Source organism: Kitasatospora sp. NPDC059160 (genome assembly GCF_042755465.1).
Lineage (GTDB): Bacteria > Actinomycetota > Actinomycetes > Streptomycetales > Streptomycetaceae > Kitasatospora.
Genome location: NZ_JBHZCN010000091.1, coordinates 22,727 through 38,118 on the forward strand (window position 1 = coordinate 22,727; position 15,392 = coordinate 38,118).

Here is a 15,392-nt window from a genome sequence, read left to right on the forward strand (position 1 = left end):
ACGCCCGCCGGGCCCGGACCGTTCCGGTCAGCTACGCCCGCCGGCCCCCGGAGGCTCCGGGGCGGGGCGCAACCGCTCCAGCCACGGCCCGAACTCGCTCTCCAGCACCAGCCGGCCGAGCTTGCGGTACTCCCCGACCACCGCGGCGACCAGCTGGGCCATGCCCAGCGGGGTGCCCGCCCCGGCGGCCAGGTAGGCCGCGGAGACGGCGCAGGCCCGGATCGAGCCGCCGGTGAGCTCGAAGTGCTCGGCGCAGTAGTCCAGGTCGAGGTCGTCGCCGCGGGGCAGGGCCGGTCCGAGGCAGCGGTCCCAGAGCAGCCGGCGCTGCGCCCGGTCGGGCAGCGGGAACTCGGCGATGACGTCCAGCCGCCGGGTGAACGCCTCGTCGAGGTTGGCGCGCAGGTTGGTGGTGAGCAGCGCGATCCCGTCGAAGGACTCCATCCGCTGGAGCAGGTACGCGGTCTCCACGTTGGCGTGCCGGTCGTGGGCGTCCTTGACCTGCGCGCGCTTGCCGAACAGCGCGTCCGCCTCGTCGAACAGCAGGACGCCGTTGACCTGGGCGGCCTCGGTGAAGATCCGTTCCAGGTTCTTCTCGGTCTCGCCGATGTACTTGTCCACCACGGTGGAGAGGTCCACCACGTACAGCTCCATGCCGAGTTCGGCGGCGACCACCTCGGCCGACATGGTCTTCCCGGTGCCGGACTCCCCGGCGAACAGGGCGAGCACGCCGTTGCCGCGGCCGCCGCCGGGGCGCATCCGCCACCGGCCGAGCACCTGCTCGCGGTGCCGGGCGCGCAGCACCAGTTCGCGCAGCCGGTCGGCGGTGGGGTCGGGCAGCACCAGGTCGGGCCAGCCGACGGCGGGCTCGATCCGGCGGGCCAACCGGGCCAGCCCGGCGGCGTTCTGCGCCCGGACGGCGGTCCGCAGGTCCTCGGCGCGCACCGGGCGGCGCTCGGCGGCGGCCGTCCGGGCGGCAACCGAGGCGGCCCGCGCCAGCTTCTCCCGGTCCACCCGGTAGGCGGCCACCGTCTCGGCCAGGCCGTCCGTCAGTTCCTCGTCCAGCGGTGTCCCGGCGGCGGCCAGCGCGCGGGCCCACTGCGCGGCGCGGCCGTCGGCGTCCGGCGGCGGGGCGGTGACCACCACGGGACTCTCCCGCGACCAGGCCGGGTCCCACACCAGCGGGCCGTGCACGATCAGCGGGACGGCGGCGAGTTCCGCGCACAGCTCGCGCAACAGCGCGGCCCGCTCGGGGCGTTCGGGCTCCAGCCGGTCCAGCGGGCCGAGCACCACCCCGCCCCCGGCCAGCCGGGCCTCGCGGGCGAGCACCCGTACGGTGGCCCCCGGCGGGCGGGCGGCCAGCGCGGCGGCGTCGACGACCAGCGGCGGACGGCCGTCGGCGGCGAGCGCGGCCACCGCGAGCGGGCCGGCGTGGCCGCCCCGGTCCAGCAGGTAGACGGCTCCGCCCGCCGCCGTCGCGGCCGCGCGCAGCCGGTCGACGGCCTGCGCCTCGGCGGGGGTGAGCGCCCCGGCCGGGGCCATCGGTCGGGCCCGGTCGGCCGGGTCGGCGCGGCGGGCCAGCCCGGCGAGGGCGTCGTCCGGTTCGTCCTCGCCGAGCAGGTGGGCCGTCACCCGGTCCGGCACCCGCAGGGTGCGGGAGAGCAGCGGGCGGTCCGGTTCGGTGAGTTCCAGCAGGCCCCCGGCGATCAGCGGGGACCGCGCGGCGAACCGGAAGCGGCCGGCCCCGGCCCCGGGCAGCCCGCACAGGTCGAGGGCCAGCCCGACGGTCGCCCGGCGGCGGGTCAGGTCGTCGTTGAGGTAGCCGTAGAGCTGCTCGAAGCGGGGGTCGAGGTCGGGGGCGAGGGCGACCAGCAGCAGGTCGAGGTCGACCGGGAGCAGCCCGAAGGCGGCGCCGAGCCGGGCCAGCCGGGAGCCGGGCGGCGGGGCGGGCGCGTCCTGGCCGGCCGGCGTGCCGTGGCCGGTGGCCACGGCGGCGGAGGCCAGGATCCGTTCGACCGCCTCCGGGCCGAGGTACTGGCCGCGGTACGGGTCGTCCGGGTCCGGGTCGTCGGCCCGGCGCTCGCGCACCGCGGTGCGGACCCGCTGCTCGACCCGGTGCAGGCGTTCCCACAGGTGGCCGTTGTCGTGGCCGTGACCGTCCCCGTTGTCGGGGCCGGGCGGGGCCCCGGGCACCGCCAGGGCGAGGTCCGGGCTCACCTGATCCCACCCCCGCTGCTCCCGCCCTTGTTGCTCCCACCCCTGCTGCGGCGGCCGGGCGGCAGGGCGCGGTCGCGCGGAGCGGCGAAGCCCTCCGCCCCGGGGTCGCCGGCGGTGTCGCGGTAGCGCAGCCGACGGCCGGGGTCGACGGCGGGCGACTCGGCCGTGTGCGAGGTGTCCACGGCGTGCACCACCAGCCCCTCGGTGACGGGCGGTCCGGCGGGGGTGAGCGGCCCGGCGAGCGGGGCGAGCACCCGCAGGTCGATCGAGGGCCGCAGTTCCCCGCCGAGCGCGGACCAGACGTCGGAGACCGACGGCAGGCCGGTGTCGCGTCCGGCGATGTCCAGGCCGACGGTGAGTCCGAGCCGGGCGAGCGTGCCGGTGAGCAGCCGGGCGGGCAGCGCGTCGACGGCGGTCAGGCACTGCAGCACCTCGGCCAGCAGCCGGTGTTCGTCCTGCGGTCGGTTGGTCCAGACGGTGACCAGGTAGGCCAGTTCGAACCAGCGCGGCGCGGCGCGGTGGCCGAGCACCAGGCCGTCGGCGTCGTGTTCGGCGACGGCGCCGGCCTGGCGGCGCCCGGTGTCCTCGCGGACGTCGTACAGGAAGACGCTGACGGTGGGCGCGGTGCGCCGGGCCGCCAGGTCGCGGGTGGGCGCGTCGAGGACGACCTCGACGCCGCGCTCGGGCAGTCCGGCCTCGGCGAGCAGCAGCCGCAGCGCCTCGTCGACTTCGTGGATCACCGCCGCTCCACCTCCCCGGCCGGCCCCTGCCCCTGCACGGGAAGTCGACCGGGCCGACGTCCCGTGCCCGCCATCTCACGCCTCACCAGCGCTCCACCCTCTCCGTGCACAGCACACCACCGCCTCCGGCCTCACACCCGCACGGGAAGTCGGCCGGGCCGACGTCCCGTGCGGCCACGGCGTCCTCCGGGCTCACCGCCGGTCCACCTCTCCCGGCGGGCCGATGCTGCCCTCGACCACCAGGAAGGGCGTGGTGATTGGGGAGAAGCCGGGGCCGTCGGCCGTGATGGTGCGCGGGCCGGTCTCGTCCTTGGGCAGGATGAGCAGCTGGCCCGCGAAGGTCCCGTCCGCCTTGGGGTACGTGGGCGCGGCGGCGGCGGTGATGCCGGGGTTCCAGGTGAAGCGGACGGGGGCGCCGGGCGGGAAGTCCACGCCGCGCACGGAGGTCACGAAGCCGGGCTTGCCGATCGGCGGCACCGCGACGATCCGCGGCTGGACGACCCGCAGCGGGGTGCTGGCCCGGTGCGGGCCGGGTGTGGCGTCGGTGCCGGTGGTGGTCAGTTCGGCGGTGACGGTGGTGTCCAGCACCGCGACGGGCGAGAGCACCACCCGGACCACCTGGCTGCGCCCCGGGCGCAGGTCGGCCAGCGCGCAGTTGCCGGCCCGGCAGCCGGGCGGCAGCGCCTCGGTGGGCACGCCGGCGGGCAGGCCGAGGGTGAGCCGCAGGCCGGTGGCGAGGGCCTGGCCGGTGTTGCGCACGGTGTAGCTGACGGTCACGTGGCCGCCGACGTAGCCGGGGGTCGGCTGGGCGTCGACCGCGACGGTGGGGCCGGCCTGCGGCGGTGCGGGGGCCGGCGGCGGGGGCGCGGGGGCGGGCGTGCTGCTCGGGGTGGTCGGCGCGGGGGTCGGGGTCGCGGTCGGCGTGGGTGTCGGGCTGGGCGAGGCGGTGGGGCTCGGGGTCGGCGTCGGCGTGGGCGCGCTCAGCACCGGCAGGACCGTTTCGGCCGAGTCGTTCTCCGGGTTCGGGTCGACGACCGTCCCGGTGACGCTCCAGCCGAACGGCTGGTCACCGGTGCGGGTGCCGATCAGGGTGGCGGTCACCCGCACCTCGGCGCCCGGAGCCAGGGTGCCGAGTTCGCAGCGCAGCGCGGCCGCGTCGCACGTCCCGACGGGCGTGGTGAGCCTGCCGAGCCGGGCGCCGGTCGGCACGGAGGCGGTGAGGACGGTGCCCGGTGAGGCCGCCGGCCCGCGGTTGGTCACGGTGACGGTGACGTCGGTGCTGCCCTCGACCGGCACGGCCGGGGTGCGCGGCGGCGCGCTCAGCGCCAGGTGGACGGACTGCTGGACGGCCGGTTCCTTCTGCCGTCCGGGCAGCCGCCGGTCGAGCGGGGTGAGCTTGCCGCTGGCGAGGTCGTAGGTGCCCAGCCCCTCTGGGGAGTTGGGCGGCAGGGCCCGGCGGGAGGTGAGCACCAGCTGGGCGCCGTTCGGCGTCCAGGCGGCGTCCCGCGGCTGGTACGGGCCGGTGGCGGAGGTGTCGGGCAGCGGCCGGGTGCAGGCGCCCTTGTCGTCGCGCAGCCCGGCAGGCAGCAGCACCGTGCAGTCGGTGCCGGTGGGCGAGGTGACCAGGAGGCCGTCCTGCCGGTTGTTGCCGCCGTCGCCGGCCTTGCGGTTGAAGGCGAGGCGCCGGCCGTCGGGCGAGAACACCGGACTGTCGTCGATCACGTTGCAGCTGCCGGGGCAGGCCGCCCGGCTGAGGTCGCGCTGGCGGGTGAGGTCGTCGGCGGCGACCGTCCAGACGTGCAGGTTGCCGGGGTTGCCGTTGACGACGGCGGTCCGGGAGAAGGCGATCAGCTTGCCGTCGGGGGACCAGAACGGCTCGCCGTCGGAGGCGCCCGGCTGGTCGGCGGGCGGCTGGACGGTGCCGACGATCGCGCCGGTGGCCACCTGGGCGATCAGCAGCCGACCGGGGCGGGCCGGGGTCTGCCCGGCGGCCGGGGTGCTGCGGCTGAACACGATGAGCCTGCCGTCCGGGGAGAGCGAGGGGTCGGTGTCCCGGTCGGTGGGCCCGCGGCCGGCGAGGTTCAGCGGGTGCGGGTTCGAGCCGTCGGCGTCAGCCTGCCAGATCCGCTGGATCCGCCCGGCCGGGGAGTCCTCGTAGCGGGTGACGACGAGCTGTCGGCCGTCGGGCGTGTAGCTCTGCCGCTCGTACCAGGGGTCGTAGCCGGGGCGGGGGTGGAAGAGCGGGTCGGCGCCCGGGTCGGGGTTGGTGTTGGTGTCGGCGGCCGGGTCCTCGGTGAGCACGCTGATGCCGAGGTCGCGCGGGTCGGTGCCGTCCTGGTGGACGTCCTGGACGTCGGCGGTGTTGGCGGTGGCGGCGCTGGTCTGCTCGACCACCGGGCCGCCCTCGGCCTGGGTGCCGAGCCAGGTCGGGGTCGAGATCAACCGGTTGGTGCGGTAGAGGAGTTGGGGGTCGGTGCAGTCGCAGGTCGGCGCCCGGTAGAGGTTCACCACGGGCGGCTGGTTCGGGTCGGGCTGCGGGGCCGGGGGCGGGGAGGTGAGCTGGTCGGCACTGAGGAAGAGGACGCCGGTGCCGTCGGCCAGCCAGGAGGCTGAGCCGGTGCGCCAGGTGGAGCCGGTGCCGGGGAAGAACGCCTTGTCGCCGCCGGTGGGCGAGGTGAGCATCAGGGTGCGGCCCTGGTCGCCCTTGTCCCAGGTGTAGACGATCTGGTTGCGGTGGGCGTCGTCGTTCACCGGGTTCCAGGTCGGGTCGACGGCGTCGCCGTCGGTCACATTGGTGATCTTGGCGGGCGCGCCGCCGGCGAACGGCCGCAGGTAGATCTGGCGGTGTGCCGGGTCCCCGGTGCAGGAGTACGCGATCCACTGCCCGTCGGGCGAGACGGTCGGGTGGGTCTCGTCGGCGGCGCCGTCGGTGATCCGGCGCAGCCCGGTGCCGTCCCGGTTGACCGCCCACAGCACGTGCTGGGTGCCGCCGGAGGCGGTGGTCTCCACCGCCTCGAAGACGACGCCCTTGCCATCCGGGGCGAGTGCGGGGTGGGCGGTGTCCATGCCGTTGGTGAGCCGGCGCACCGCGCCGTTCGCGTCGCGCAGGTAGACCTGGGGCAGCGGGCTGTCCCGCAGGCTGGTGAAGACCAGTTCGCCGCCGCGGGCCGAGGGTTCCTGGTCGAAGTGGACCGGGCCGGGCCCGAACAGCGGGGTGCTGGCGGCGCCGCCGGTCACCCGGCCGAGGCCGCGGTGGTTGGTGCCGGCGTAGACGATCCGCCCGGCGGCCGGGTCCTCGGCGGTGACGGCCGGGGCCGTCCGGCCGGTCGGCGTGACGGGGGCGGAGCCCAGGGTCAGCACGGCGGTCGCCAGCGCGAGCAGCACCGCGACGGCGGCCCGGGCCGGCCGCCGGACGGGGCGGGGGGTGGCGGTGGCGCCGATCACGCTCGACCTCACAGGATGGCAGGGGCGGTCTCCCCCGCAGTCTCACCGGCCCGGGCGCCCGGGAACAGGGCCCGGGCACCCGAGCCGGGGGTAACGGCCGGTGTCCGCAAAGGGCAGGACGCCGCGGTCGCGGGCGCTGGGGCGTGTCTGACCGTTCGCGTCGGATCAGCGCGCGGCGTTGGGGTGCGTGCATCGCAAGGCGGAGGAGCGAGTCCATGCGGAGCATCGGCGACCGACGACAACGCGGCGAGGTGCGTGCCCCAACGCCGCGCGCCCGGCGGGAACGGTCAGACACGCCCCACGGACGTCCGTCCGCGCCGGGACGCTCCTGCTCCTCGGGATCAGCCCCCCTCTCTCAGATCAGGCCGCGCCGCATCGCGTACCCCACCGCGTGCGCCCGGTTGCGCAGCCCGAGCCGGGTGATGATCTCGTGCAGCACGTTCTTGACGGTGCGTTCCGAGTACGAGGTCTTGGCCGCGATCTCGCTGGTGTCGAAGCCCTCGGCGACCAGCCGCAGCATCTCCGCCTCCCGGGCCGTCAGGGTGGACAGGGTGAGGCCGCGCCCGTCGAGCATGGTGCGCTGGAGCGTCCCGATCCGGTCGAGCAGTTCGCCGAGGAGGTCCCCGGGCATCACCCCCTCGCCGTTGGCCAGGGCGGTGATCAGGTGCACCAGCCGGTCCTGGTCCGCCTCCGAGCGGCGCAGCACGGCGGCGACGCCGTGCTCGACGATGGTCTGCAGCCCGCCGGCCTCGAACTGGCCGACCACCAGGCCGATCCGGCCCGAGGTGGCGAGGCGCAGCCGGCGCAGGTGGTCGGCGACCGCCTCGGTCAGGGCGTCCACGACCAGCAGGGAGACCTCCGCCCGGCCCGCGTCGGCCTCGCTGAGGAGTTCCACCTCGGGCCGCTGGCGCAGCTGTTGGACCACCCCGGTCTGCAGGATCAGGTCCTCGGCGTACACCGCCACGGGTATCTGGGCGGGCCGGGGGCGCCCCTGCACCGGGATCCGTGCCCCGGCCGGGCGGGTGGTCACGGATGGCGGTGCGGCCGACCCCTTGCGGCTGGTGACGGCTTCCACTCGGGTCGCCTCGATCGATGTCATCGGAACACTCCATTCTCCTGCGGTCCTGCGGCTGTTGCGGCCCGGCGCTGTGGCGCGGGGCCGGTCGGGGCCCGGTGCGGGCTCTGAGCCCGCGCGGTCGGTGGCGGCGGCGCCGGGCAGGGCCGGTCCGTCCGTACGGGCAAGGGGTGTGCCCACGGCTTGCCCGTACGGCCCTCTCCGCGGACGGTCCTCCGGCCCTACCGTCACGCCATGACCACTTCCGCCGAACTCGGCCTGCCCGCGCTGACGGTGGCGCCCGGTGGCGTGGCCACCACGACGCTGACGGTGCGCAACGACCTCGACATCGTCGAGGCGTACACGCTGGAGGTGGTCGGCGACTGCGCCGCGTGGACGACGGTCGAGCCGGCCCGGGTCTCGCTCTTCCCCGGGACGTCCGAGACGGTGACGGTGCGCCTCGCCCCACCGCGCTCGCCCGCCGCCCGGGCCGGGGACTTCCCGCTCGGCATCCGGGTCCTGCCGACCGAGCGCCCCGAGCTGGTGACGGTGCCGGAGGCCACGGTCACCGTGACGCCCTTCCAGGAGCTGCAGGCCGCGCTCGCGCCCCGGCGCCGCCGGGGCTGGCTGCGCGGCCACTACCGCACCTCGGTGCGCAACCTCGGCAACGCCCCGGGCACCGTGGTGCTCACCCCTGGCCAGGCCGGCGAGGAGCTGCGCTTCCGGGCGACCCCGGAGCGGCTGCGCCTGGAGCCCGGCGAGTCCGGGGAGCTGCGGTTGCAGGCCCGGGCCCGCAAGCTGATCTGGTTCGGGAAGCAGGCCTCCTGGCCGTTCGAGGTGGCGGTGGGTCCCGAGCCGGCCCCTGCGGGCAAGGCCTCCGACGGCAGGGGCAAGGACGGCAAGGACGGCAAGGGCACCGGCACCGCCGCCGAGGGCACCGCCGCCACTCCCGCGCCCGCCACCCCCGCTCCCGCTCCCGCTCCCGCGGACGCCCTCACCGCCGCCCAACGGCCGGTGCTGGAGGGCGAGTTCATCCAGCTCCCGATCTTCCCCAAGTGGCTGCTGGCCCTGCTGGCGGCGCTGATCGCCCTGCTGCTGGCCTGGTTCGCCCTGGTCCGCCCGGCGGTGCGCAGCTCCGCCAAGCAGGCCGCCGAGCAGGCCGTCGCCCAGCAGAGCGCCACCCCGGCCGTACCCGCCGGCAGTCCCGGGGGCGGACCGGGCGCCCCCGCCGGCGGCAACCCCACCGCGCCGGGCAAGCCTGGCTCCGGGCAGCCCACCGGCAGCGGCGGCCGCCCCGCCCCAGGCCCAGGCCTGGCGGAGCCGGGCACCGGCCGGCAGAGCTCCGCGACCATCGACGTGCCGACCGGGGCCGGCGCCGCGGCCACCGGCAGCTACCAGGTGCCGCACGGCAAGGTCTTCGACATGACCGACCTCGTGATCGCCAACTTCCAGGGCGACCAGGGCGTCGTGACCATCACGGCCGGCCAGAAGGTGCTCAACACCATCGCCTTGGAGACCTTCCGCAATCAGGACTACCACTGGGTGACTCCCATCCAGGTCCCCGAGGACCAGGCTGTGACGGCGAGCGTGACCTGCGAGTCCCCGGGCACTCCGGCCTCGGGCAAGCAGGCACCCACGTGCCACGAACTCCTCAACATCAGCGGAACGTTGAGCGACATCAGGCAGGGGAACTGACCCGGTGCACACGGTGCCCTCCCCTCCCGGCGACCGGACCGGAAAGGTGCACCCGATGCCCCAACGGTGTCAATGGGCCCCTTCCGCCGGAATCACCCCGTTCTCCTCCGTGATCTTCCCCTTCCGTATCTCCTCCCACGGCCCGTGACCATGTCAACGCGGGACGGGCGTCGTGCCCGGTCCGCGCGCCGGGCGACAACCCGTTCGAACCCCGGCACCACGGGCCACGTGCCCTCCCGGGGAACCCGGCCGGGACCCCTCGGGGCAACCGACCGTTCCCCCACGGACGGCGAAGTCTGCCCCCGGCGCCCTACTGACGCGTCATCAGTACAGCAGTAGGTTTGCGCCGTTCCCACACCGGAGACGCCTTCGGGGCCGTATACGCACCGAATCGGCACAAGGCGGAAGGAATCCGACCACCGTGCGCGCACATGAACCGGACCGGCGGGCCGACCAGCGGGGCGACCGGGGGGAATCCCCGGCCGCCCGCGCGCCCCGCCCGGGCCCGCGGCCCGGCAGTGCCCTCGCCCTGCAACGAACCCTCGGCAACGCCGCGGTGAGCCGCCTGGTCCGGGAGGCCCGGGCCGGCTCCGGCGCCCACGGCGGCCACGACTGCGCGGGCCACGGCAGCGCGGGCCACGGCAGCGCGGGCCACGGCGCCGAGCCGGAGGAACTGCCGCTCCAGCGCTCCCTGGTCCCCCAGGTGCTGCGCAGCGCCGGGAAGCCCCTGGACGCTCCCACCCGCAGCGAGATGGAGGCCCGCCTCGGCGCCGACTTCTCCGACGTCCGGCTGCACACCGGCAGCACGGCCGCCGCCTCCGCGGCCGAGGTCGGCGCCCGCGCCTACACCTCCGGCAACCACGTGGTGCTCGGGCCGGGCGGCGGCGACCGGCACACCCTGGCGCACGAGCTCACCCACGTCATCCAGCAGCGCCAGGGCCCGGTGGCCGGCACCGACCGCGGCGACGGCCTGCGGGTCTCCGACCCGTCCGACCGCTACGAGCGCGAGGCGGAGGCCAACGCCGTCCGCGCCCTCGCCGGCCCGCTGCAACGCGCGGAGGAGCCGCCCGCCCCCTCCCCCGCCCGGGTCGGGGGCGCGGTGCAGCGGATGCCCAAGCGGAACGCGGACGTCGCCGAGGTGCGCGGCAGCAGTCCGCCCGCGCGCACCACCCGGGGCAAGGCCCGCGCGGCGAACCTCGACCTCGCCCGGCCGGTGCTGGAGTTCGAGTCCGGCTACGAGGGCCCGGCCACCCAGAAGATGGACGACGACCAGAGCATCGGCTTCTCGCAGGTCGCCCGGTTGAAGAACCCGCCGGGCGCCCCGCAGCGGGTCTCCACCAACTACCACTTCTGGCAGGAGGTCACCGACTCCAACGTCCAGGTCGTCCGGGCGAAGGACGGCGGCTACGGCCAGCACGACTCGGCGCGCGACTGGGTCCAGGACGGCCCCTACCGCCCGAACTACACCAACGCCGTCATCGTCGACGCCCAGAACCAGATCGAGTTCAACGACAACCCGGGCTTCTCCACCTCGGCCCGGATGACCGCCGGGTACTGGCTCCAGCAGTACAGCGTCTCGTTCCGGTGGAAGGTCGCCCCGAACGCGGGCACCTGGAACCGGAACCTGCCCGCCTGGACCAGCCCCGTGGTCACCCACAGCGTGAGCTCGCAGTTCGACCCCGAGCACCCGGACGAGCCGGTCGCGATCACCGTCCACGAGGGCGGCGACCACACCTGGAACGTCGACCTGACCCCGTACACCACGGGGACGTGAAACGGCCGAGCCCCCGGGGAATCCCGGGGGCTCGGCCCAACGTGCTCGACGGTCCGGACGGTCAGCGCCTCGGGCCCATCACGGCGTACACCGCCGTGCCGACCGCCCCCAGGGCCCACGCCGTCCAGGTGGACACCGTGGTGGCCGGGGAGAAGGTCATCCAGTGCACCACCTCCCCCGCGGTGCCGGCGGCGGCCGGGCCGAGGACGGTGACCGCCAGCCAGCCGGTCGGCAGGATCCAGGCCAGGTGCGCTCCCCAGAGCGCCGCCCCGAGCGCGGCCAGGCCGGCCAGCCCGGCGGCGTCCCGGACCACGTACCCGGTCGGGGCGGGGTCCGCCCCCACCAGCCGCAGCGCCAGCAGCGCGGCGGCGGCGACCGCACCCGTCAGCAGGACGTGCGCCGCCCGGCGGGGCACCCACCGGATCGCGGCCGTCCGGTCCAGCGCGGCGTCCTGCCCGCCGAGCCCGACGGAGGCGGCCGCCACGCTCACGGTGAGGGCCAGGACGACCGTCGCCAGGTCCATCGGCCCCGGGCCGTCGTGGCAGAAGGCCCAGGCCGCCAGCAGCACCAGCAGGGCGACGGCCGCCGAGGCGGGCACCTGCCGGGAGCGCGCGTACAGGGTCAGCCACCTCATCGGGACGCCTTCCCGGTCAGCGGCGTCAGCCCGTCCCCGCAGGACAGCGCGTCGGCCCGGACCTCGGCGATCCGCGCGCGCTGCTCGGCCCGCGGCAGCGCGTTCAGCTTCTCCCAGGCGGCCGTCGCGCTCGTCCACGCGGCCCGGGCGTACGGGTCCTCCTCGGGCTTCTCCAACGGCTGGACCTGACGCTCCCCGAGCGCCCAGCTCGCGACGACGCTCTGCGCCGGGACGGAGAGCTGCCCCCCGCCCTCCCACGGGGTGCGCGGCCGGCAGTTCGGCGCCAGGCCCTGGGCGACCAGCAGCCGGGTCAGCTCCGCCCGCGTCGCCCGGGCGATCAGCGGGTCGTCGAAGTCGACCAGCACCGTGTCGGCGGACAGTTGGCGGTCGTCGCCGTTCGCGCGCAGCGTGGTCTCCTCGTGGATCGTGGCCGGCGCCCGGTCGCCCAGGGCGTCGTGCAGCACCCGCAGCGCCTCCTTGCCGGCCGGCGCGAGTACGGGCAGCTGGGTGCCGTTCGCCCGCGTCACGCACACCGGGCCGTCGCAGACCAGGGCCGCGGCGGCCCGGTCGACGACGTAGGTGTCGCGCGGGTCTGCCGGCAGGACCAGCAGGGCCAGCGCCAGACCCGCCAGGACGGGGGCCGCCGCGAACAGCCGGGCCCGGGTGGTCGAGGCCGCCAGCAGCGCGAACCCGGTGCCCAGCAGGCCGAGGAACCACAGCGCCTGCCCCAGGTCGACCGCCCCGGAGAGGGTCAGCAGCATCTCGCGCGGCATGTCGGTCACCGGCGACAGCTGGGAGAGGCGGTTCGACGCCTGGCCGGACGGCAGCGCCCCGTCGGTGGTCTGCCGCAGGTACATGACCGCCACCAGGGAGCCCACCACCAGGATCGGCGGGGTGAGCACCGAGGGCAGGGTCCGCGCGAGGCCCATCCCGAACACGGCGCCCGCGACCAGGGCCAGCACCGCCACCAGCGAGATCGGCAGCCAGCCCGCCGGCAGGTAGTCGGTCTCGCCGAGGGCCACCTGGCTCCCGCCCCACAGCACCAGCAGGCCGAAGCCCGCCGCCAGCGCGAGCGCCAGCGCACCGGCGGGCAGCGCCGCACGGCGCCAGGCCGGACGCGGCGTGCTCGCCAGCAGTTCGGCCGTCCGCGAGCGGGCGTCGCGCAGTCCGTACACCGCGCCGAAGCCCACCGAGAGCGGCCACAGGTAGGCCAGCATGGAGCGGGTCGTCAGCGCCATCGACGTCCACTGCCCGGTCCACGCCGCGGTGCCCTGCCACCACAGCCCGTTGACGGCGTAGAGGACGGCCAGGCTGCCGCCCAGGACGACCAGACCGGCCCACGGGGCGACGGAGCGCCTCAGCTCGGTCCGCAGAACCCGGGTGTTCACCAGTTGCCTCCCTGCCGGCCGGAGTCACTGAGCAGCGCCGAGTAGCCGCGCTCCAGCGGGCTGTCCCCCGGGTACTCGCTGCCGCCCGCGGCGGCCAGGTCGTCCGGGGTGCCCTGGAAGACGAGGCGCCCGTCGGCGAACAGCACCACGTCGGTGCAGGCCGCCGCGACGTCCTCGACCAGGTGGGTGGAGACGACCACGCAGGTGTCCCGGCCCAGTTCCTGGAGCAGCTCGCGGAAGCGCAGCCGCTGCGCCGGGTCCAGACCGGCCGTCGGCTCGTCCAGCAGCAGCACCGCGGGGTCGTTGACGATCGCCTGGGCGATGCCGGCCCGCCGCACCATGCCGCCGGACAGGGTCTTCATCCGGTGGTCGGCGCGGTCCGCCAGGCCCACCCGCTCCACGGCCCGCTGGACGGCCGCGGGGATGTCCTGCTTCGGCACCTCCTTCAACCAGGCCATGTACTCCACGAACTCCCGCACGGTGAAGCGCTTGTAGTAGCCGAAGTCCTGCGGCAGGTAGCCGATCCGGCGCCGCAGCGCCCGGTGGTCGCCCAGCCCGGCGACGGAGGTGCCGAGCAGCTCCAGTTCGCCGCCGGCCGGTCGCAGCACCGTCGCGAGCGCCCTGATCAGGCTGGTCTTGCCCGCGCCGTTGGGCCCCAGCAGGCCGTGGGCGCCGAGCCCCAGGGAGAGGTCGAGGCCGTCGACGGCCATCTTCTTCCGGCCGACCCGCACTCTCAGGTCACTGGCCCGGATCTCCCAGGCGTAGGTCTTCGGCGCGATGTCGGCCGCGCTCGTCATGGGCGCCATGCGGTGGCCCCTTTCGAGGGTCGATGGTGTTGTCACAACGTCGAGTAGGTGTTCCGGCGGGCGATCACGGCGGCGACCCCCAGCACGAGGAGCAGGCCCCACACCGGCAGCCGGCCCGGCTCCAGGGCGAGCCACAGGGCCGCGGGGGTACGTCCGGTGACGGCGGCGGGAAGGAGCACGGCGACGCTCCAGAGGGCCGCCAGAGCGACCGCGGCGCGGGCCACCCCGACGACGCTGCCCAGGGCCAGCGCCGTGGACGTGAAGGCGAGCGAGGGCAGCAGCCACTGGGCGGCCGTCATGGTGCCGGTCAGCCACCCCGTCAGCAGGAGCCCGGGCACGACCACGGCGAGCACCGCCGTGGTGCGCCTGAGCAGCAGGGGCAGACCCGCGCGGGCGGTCGAGGCGGTCAGCTCGTACACCGGGTCCAGGGCACGCGACCACGCCGCGGCGACGCCGAACAGCGGCAGCACGGGCGCCAGCAGCGACAGCGGCGAGGCACCGCCGAGCGATCCCGACGGCGCGAGCGCGTCCAGCAGCAGCGCCAGCAGGGTGACGGTGACGGTCATGGCCAGCCACGGCCCCGTCGCGGGCGTCAGCCAGGCCGACAACCACCGCGGACGGCGCCACCGGGCGGGCGCCCGGACCTCGGCGTCCAACTGCGGCGCCAGGCCGGTCCGCACGGTGTCCAGCAGCGCGGCGACCTCGGGCGCCTCGGTGACGACCGAGGCCGCCAGCAGCGCCCGGCACGGCGCACAGGTCTCCAAGTGGGCCTCCAGTGCCCACACCGTGTCCGCGGCCATCGCCGCGTCCCCCCGCGCGTAGTCGGCGACGAGCCGCCGGGACGCGTGTTCCTCCGTCATGCCAGTGCCTCCCGCATCGCGATCCGAGCTCGCCGGGCACGGGTCTTGACCGTGCCTTCGGGCAGTCTGAGCAGCACGGCCGTCTCCCGGACGGACAGCCCGTCCAGCACCGTGGCCTGCAGCACCTCGCGCAGTTCCGGGGCCAGGCGCCGCAGCGCGTCGCCCACGTCGCCGCCGACCGTCCCGGCGAGCGCCTCCTCCTCCGCCCCGGGCACCACCGCCCGCTCGGCGGCGGCCACCGGCGGCTCGGCGTGGTGGGCCCGGCGCCGGAACGCGTCGACCAGCCGGCGCGCCGCGATCGTCCACAGCCACCCGACGGCCGAACCGCCCACGGCGCTCCCGGCGAACGCGCCGGCCGCGCGCCACACCGCCAGATAGGTCTCCTGCATGACCTCGGCGACGATCTGCTCGTCCGCGCAGCGACGGCGCAACCGCACCGCCAGCCACGGCGACGTCCGGCGGTACAGCTCGTCGAACGCCCCGCGGTCGCCCTTGGCCACGAGCCGGAGGAGGCGTTCCTCGTCCAGCTCGTCCAGTGCTCTCCTACGTGATCTCACACCAGCCAGACGCCCGGTCCGGCGCGCAGGTTCTTGATCCGGAGTGACCTGCGTCACAGTGCGGGTCGCCCCTTTCCGTGGAAATGCGGACCCGGAAATGCGAAAAGGCCCACCCGGTCACCCGGGCGGGCCTTTTCTGAATGATTGTTCGGCGGCGTCCTACTCTCCCACAGGGTCCCCCCTGCAGTACCATCGGCGCTGTGAGGCTTAGCTCCCGGGTTCGGAA

The 15,392-nt window shown here is 75.9% G+C and carries 11 protein-coding genes and 1 rRNA gene; 2 read left to right on the forward strand and 10 right to left on the reverse strand.

Annotation, left to right across the window (positions count from 1 at the left end):
- Positions 1–27: 27 nt before the first annotated feature.
- The 4 genes from ACFXOZ_RS31710 to ACFXOZ_RS31725 form a co-directional block, all read right to left on the reverse strand.
- Complete coding sequence (locus tag ACFXOZ_RS31710; RefSeq protein ID WP_380593516.1) at positions 28–2,190, reverse strand: ATP-binding protein; 2,163 nt, start codon at positions 2,188–2,190, stop codon at positions 28–30.
- A gap of 20 nt (positions 2,191–2,210) precedes the next feature.
- Positions 2,211–2,954: a DUF4255 domain-containing protein gene (locus tag ACFXOZ_RS31715; protein ID WP_380528764.1), complete on the reverse strand. Its 744-nt coding sequence runs from the start codon at positions 2,952–2,954 to the stop codon at positions 2,211–2,213.
- 192 nt (positions 2,955–3,146) lie between these two features.
- Positions 3,147–6,398 carry a hypothetical protein gene (locus ACFXOZ_RS31720; RefSeq protein ID WP_380593510.1) on the reverse strand — a complete coding sequence of 1,084 codons (3,252 nt, stop codon included), beginning with the start codon at positions 6,396–6,398 and terminating at the stop codon, positions 3,147–3,149.
- Positions 6,399–6,753: 355 nt separating this feature from the next.
- Positions 6,754–7,497 carry a LuxR C-terminal-related transcriptional regulator gene (locus ACFXOZ_RS31725; protein WP_380532610.1) on the reverse strand — a complete coding sequence of 248 codons (744 nt, stop codon included), beginning with the start codon at positions 7,495–7,497 and terminating at the stop codon, positions 6,754–6,756.
- Between the two features lie 210 nt (positions 7,498–7,707).
- Between ACFXOZ_RS31725 and ACFXOZ_RS31730 the strand changes: the two genes are divergently transcribed.
- Both ACFXOZ_RS31730 and ACFXOZ_RS31735 read left to right on the forward strand, forming a co-directional pair.
- A complete protein-coding gene (locus ACFXOZ_RS31730) occupies positions 7,708–9,147 on the forward strand; it encodes a hydrolytic protein (RefSeq protein ID WP_380593511.1) in 1,440 nt (479 codons plus the stop codon).
- A 421-nt stretch (positions 9,148–9,568) separates the two neighbouring features.
- Positions 9,569–10,921 (forward strand): DUF4157 domain-containing protein, encoded by a 1,353-nt coding sequence (locus tag ACFXOZ_RS31735; protein ID WP_380593512.1) that lies wholly within the window; start codon positions 9,569–9,571, stop codon positions 10,919–10,921.
- A gap of 61 nt (positions 10,922–10,982) precedes the next feature.
- Here ACFXOZ_RS31735 and ACFXOZ_RS31740 read toward each other — a convergent pair whose 3' ends face one another.
- From ACFXOZ_RS31740 to rrf, 6 genes are all read right to left on the reverse strand, one after another.
- Complete coding sequence (locus tag ACFXOZ_RS31740) at positions 10,983–11,555, reverse strand: hypothetical protein (RefSeq protein WP_380593513.1); 573 nt, start codon at positions 11,553–11,555, stop codon at positions 10,983–10,985.
- Positions 11,552–12,943 carry a hypothetical protein gene (locus ACFXOZ_RS31745; RefSeq protein ID WP_380593514.1) on the reverse strand — a complete coding sequence of 464 codons (1,392 nt, stop codon included), beginning with the start codon at positions 12,941–12,943 and terminating at the stop codon, positions 11,552–11,554. Before ACFXOZ_RS31745 ends, ACFXOZ_RS31740 begins: the two co-directional genes overlap by 4 nt.
- Positions 12,940–13,749, reverse strand: coding sequence for an ATP-binding cassette domain-containing protein (locus ACFXOZ_RS31750; RefSeq protein WP_375893457.1), 810 nt, complete (start codon positions 13,747–13,749; stop codon positions 12,940–12,942). The genes ACFXOZ_RS31745 and ACFXOZ_RS31750 overlap by 4 nt, the downstream gene beginning before the upstream one ends.
- A gap of 32 nt (positions 13,750–13,781) precedes the next feature.
- A complete protein-coding gene (locus ACFXOZ_RS31755) occupies positions 13,782–14,609 on the reverse strand; it encodes a zf-HC2 domain-containing protein (protein ID WP_380532624.1) in 828 nt (275 codons plus the stop codon).
- Positions 14,606–15,166 (reverse strand): RNA polymerase sigma factor, encoded by a 561-nt coding sequence (locus tag ACFXOZ_RS31760; RefSeq protein ID WP_375893453.1) that lies wholly within the window; start codon positions 15,164–15,166, stop codon positions 14,606–14,608. The genes ACFXOZ_RS31755 and ACFXOZ_RS31760 overlap by 4 nt, the downstream gene beginning before the upstream one ends.
- Positions 15,167–15,312: 146 nt before the next feature.
- Positions 15,313–15,392 (reverse strand): 5S ribosomal RNA (rrf, locus tag ACFXOZ_RS31765); the annotation flags it as partial.

Coding starts and splice junctions, on each gene's coding strand:
- ACFXOZ_RS31725 (WP_380532610.1), bottom strand. CDS start 7,497: ATGACATCGATCGAGGCGACCCGAGTGGAAGCCGTCACCAGCCGCAAG.
- ACFXOZ_RS31730 (WP_380593511.1), top strand. CDS start 7,708: ATGACCACTTCCGCCGAACTCGGCCTGCCCGCGCTGACGGTGGCGCCC.
- ACFXOZ_RS31740 (WP_380593513.1), bottom strand. CDS start 11,555: ATGAGGTGGCTGACCCTGTACGCGCGCTCCCGGCAGGTGCCCGCCTCG.
- ACFXOZ_RS31750 (WP_375893457.1), bottom strand. CDS start 13,749: ATGGCGCCCATGACGAGCGCGGCCGACATCGCGCCGAAGACCTACGCC.
- ACFXOZ_RS31755 (WP_380532624.1), bottom strand. CDS start 14,609: ATGACGGAGGAACACGCGTCCCGGCGGCTCGTCGCCGACTACGCGCGG.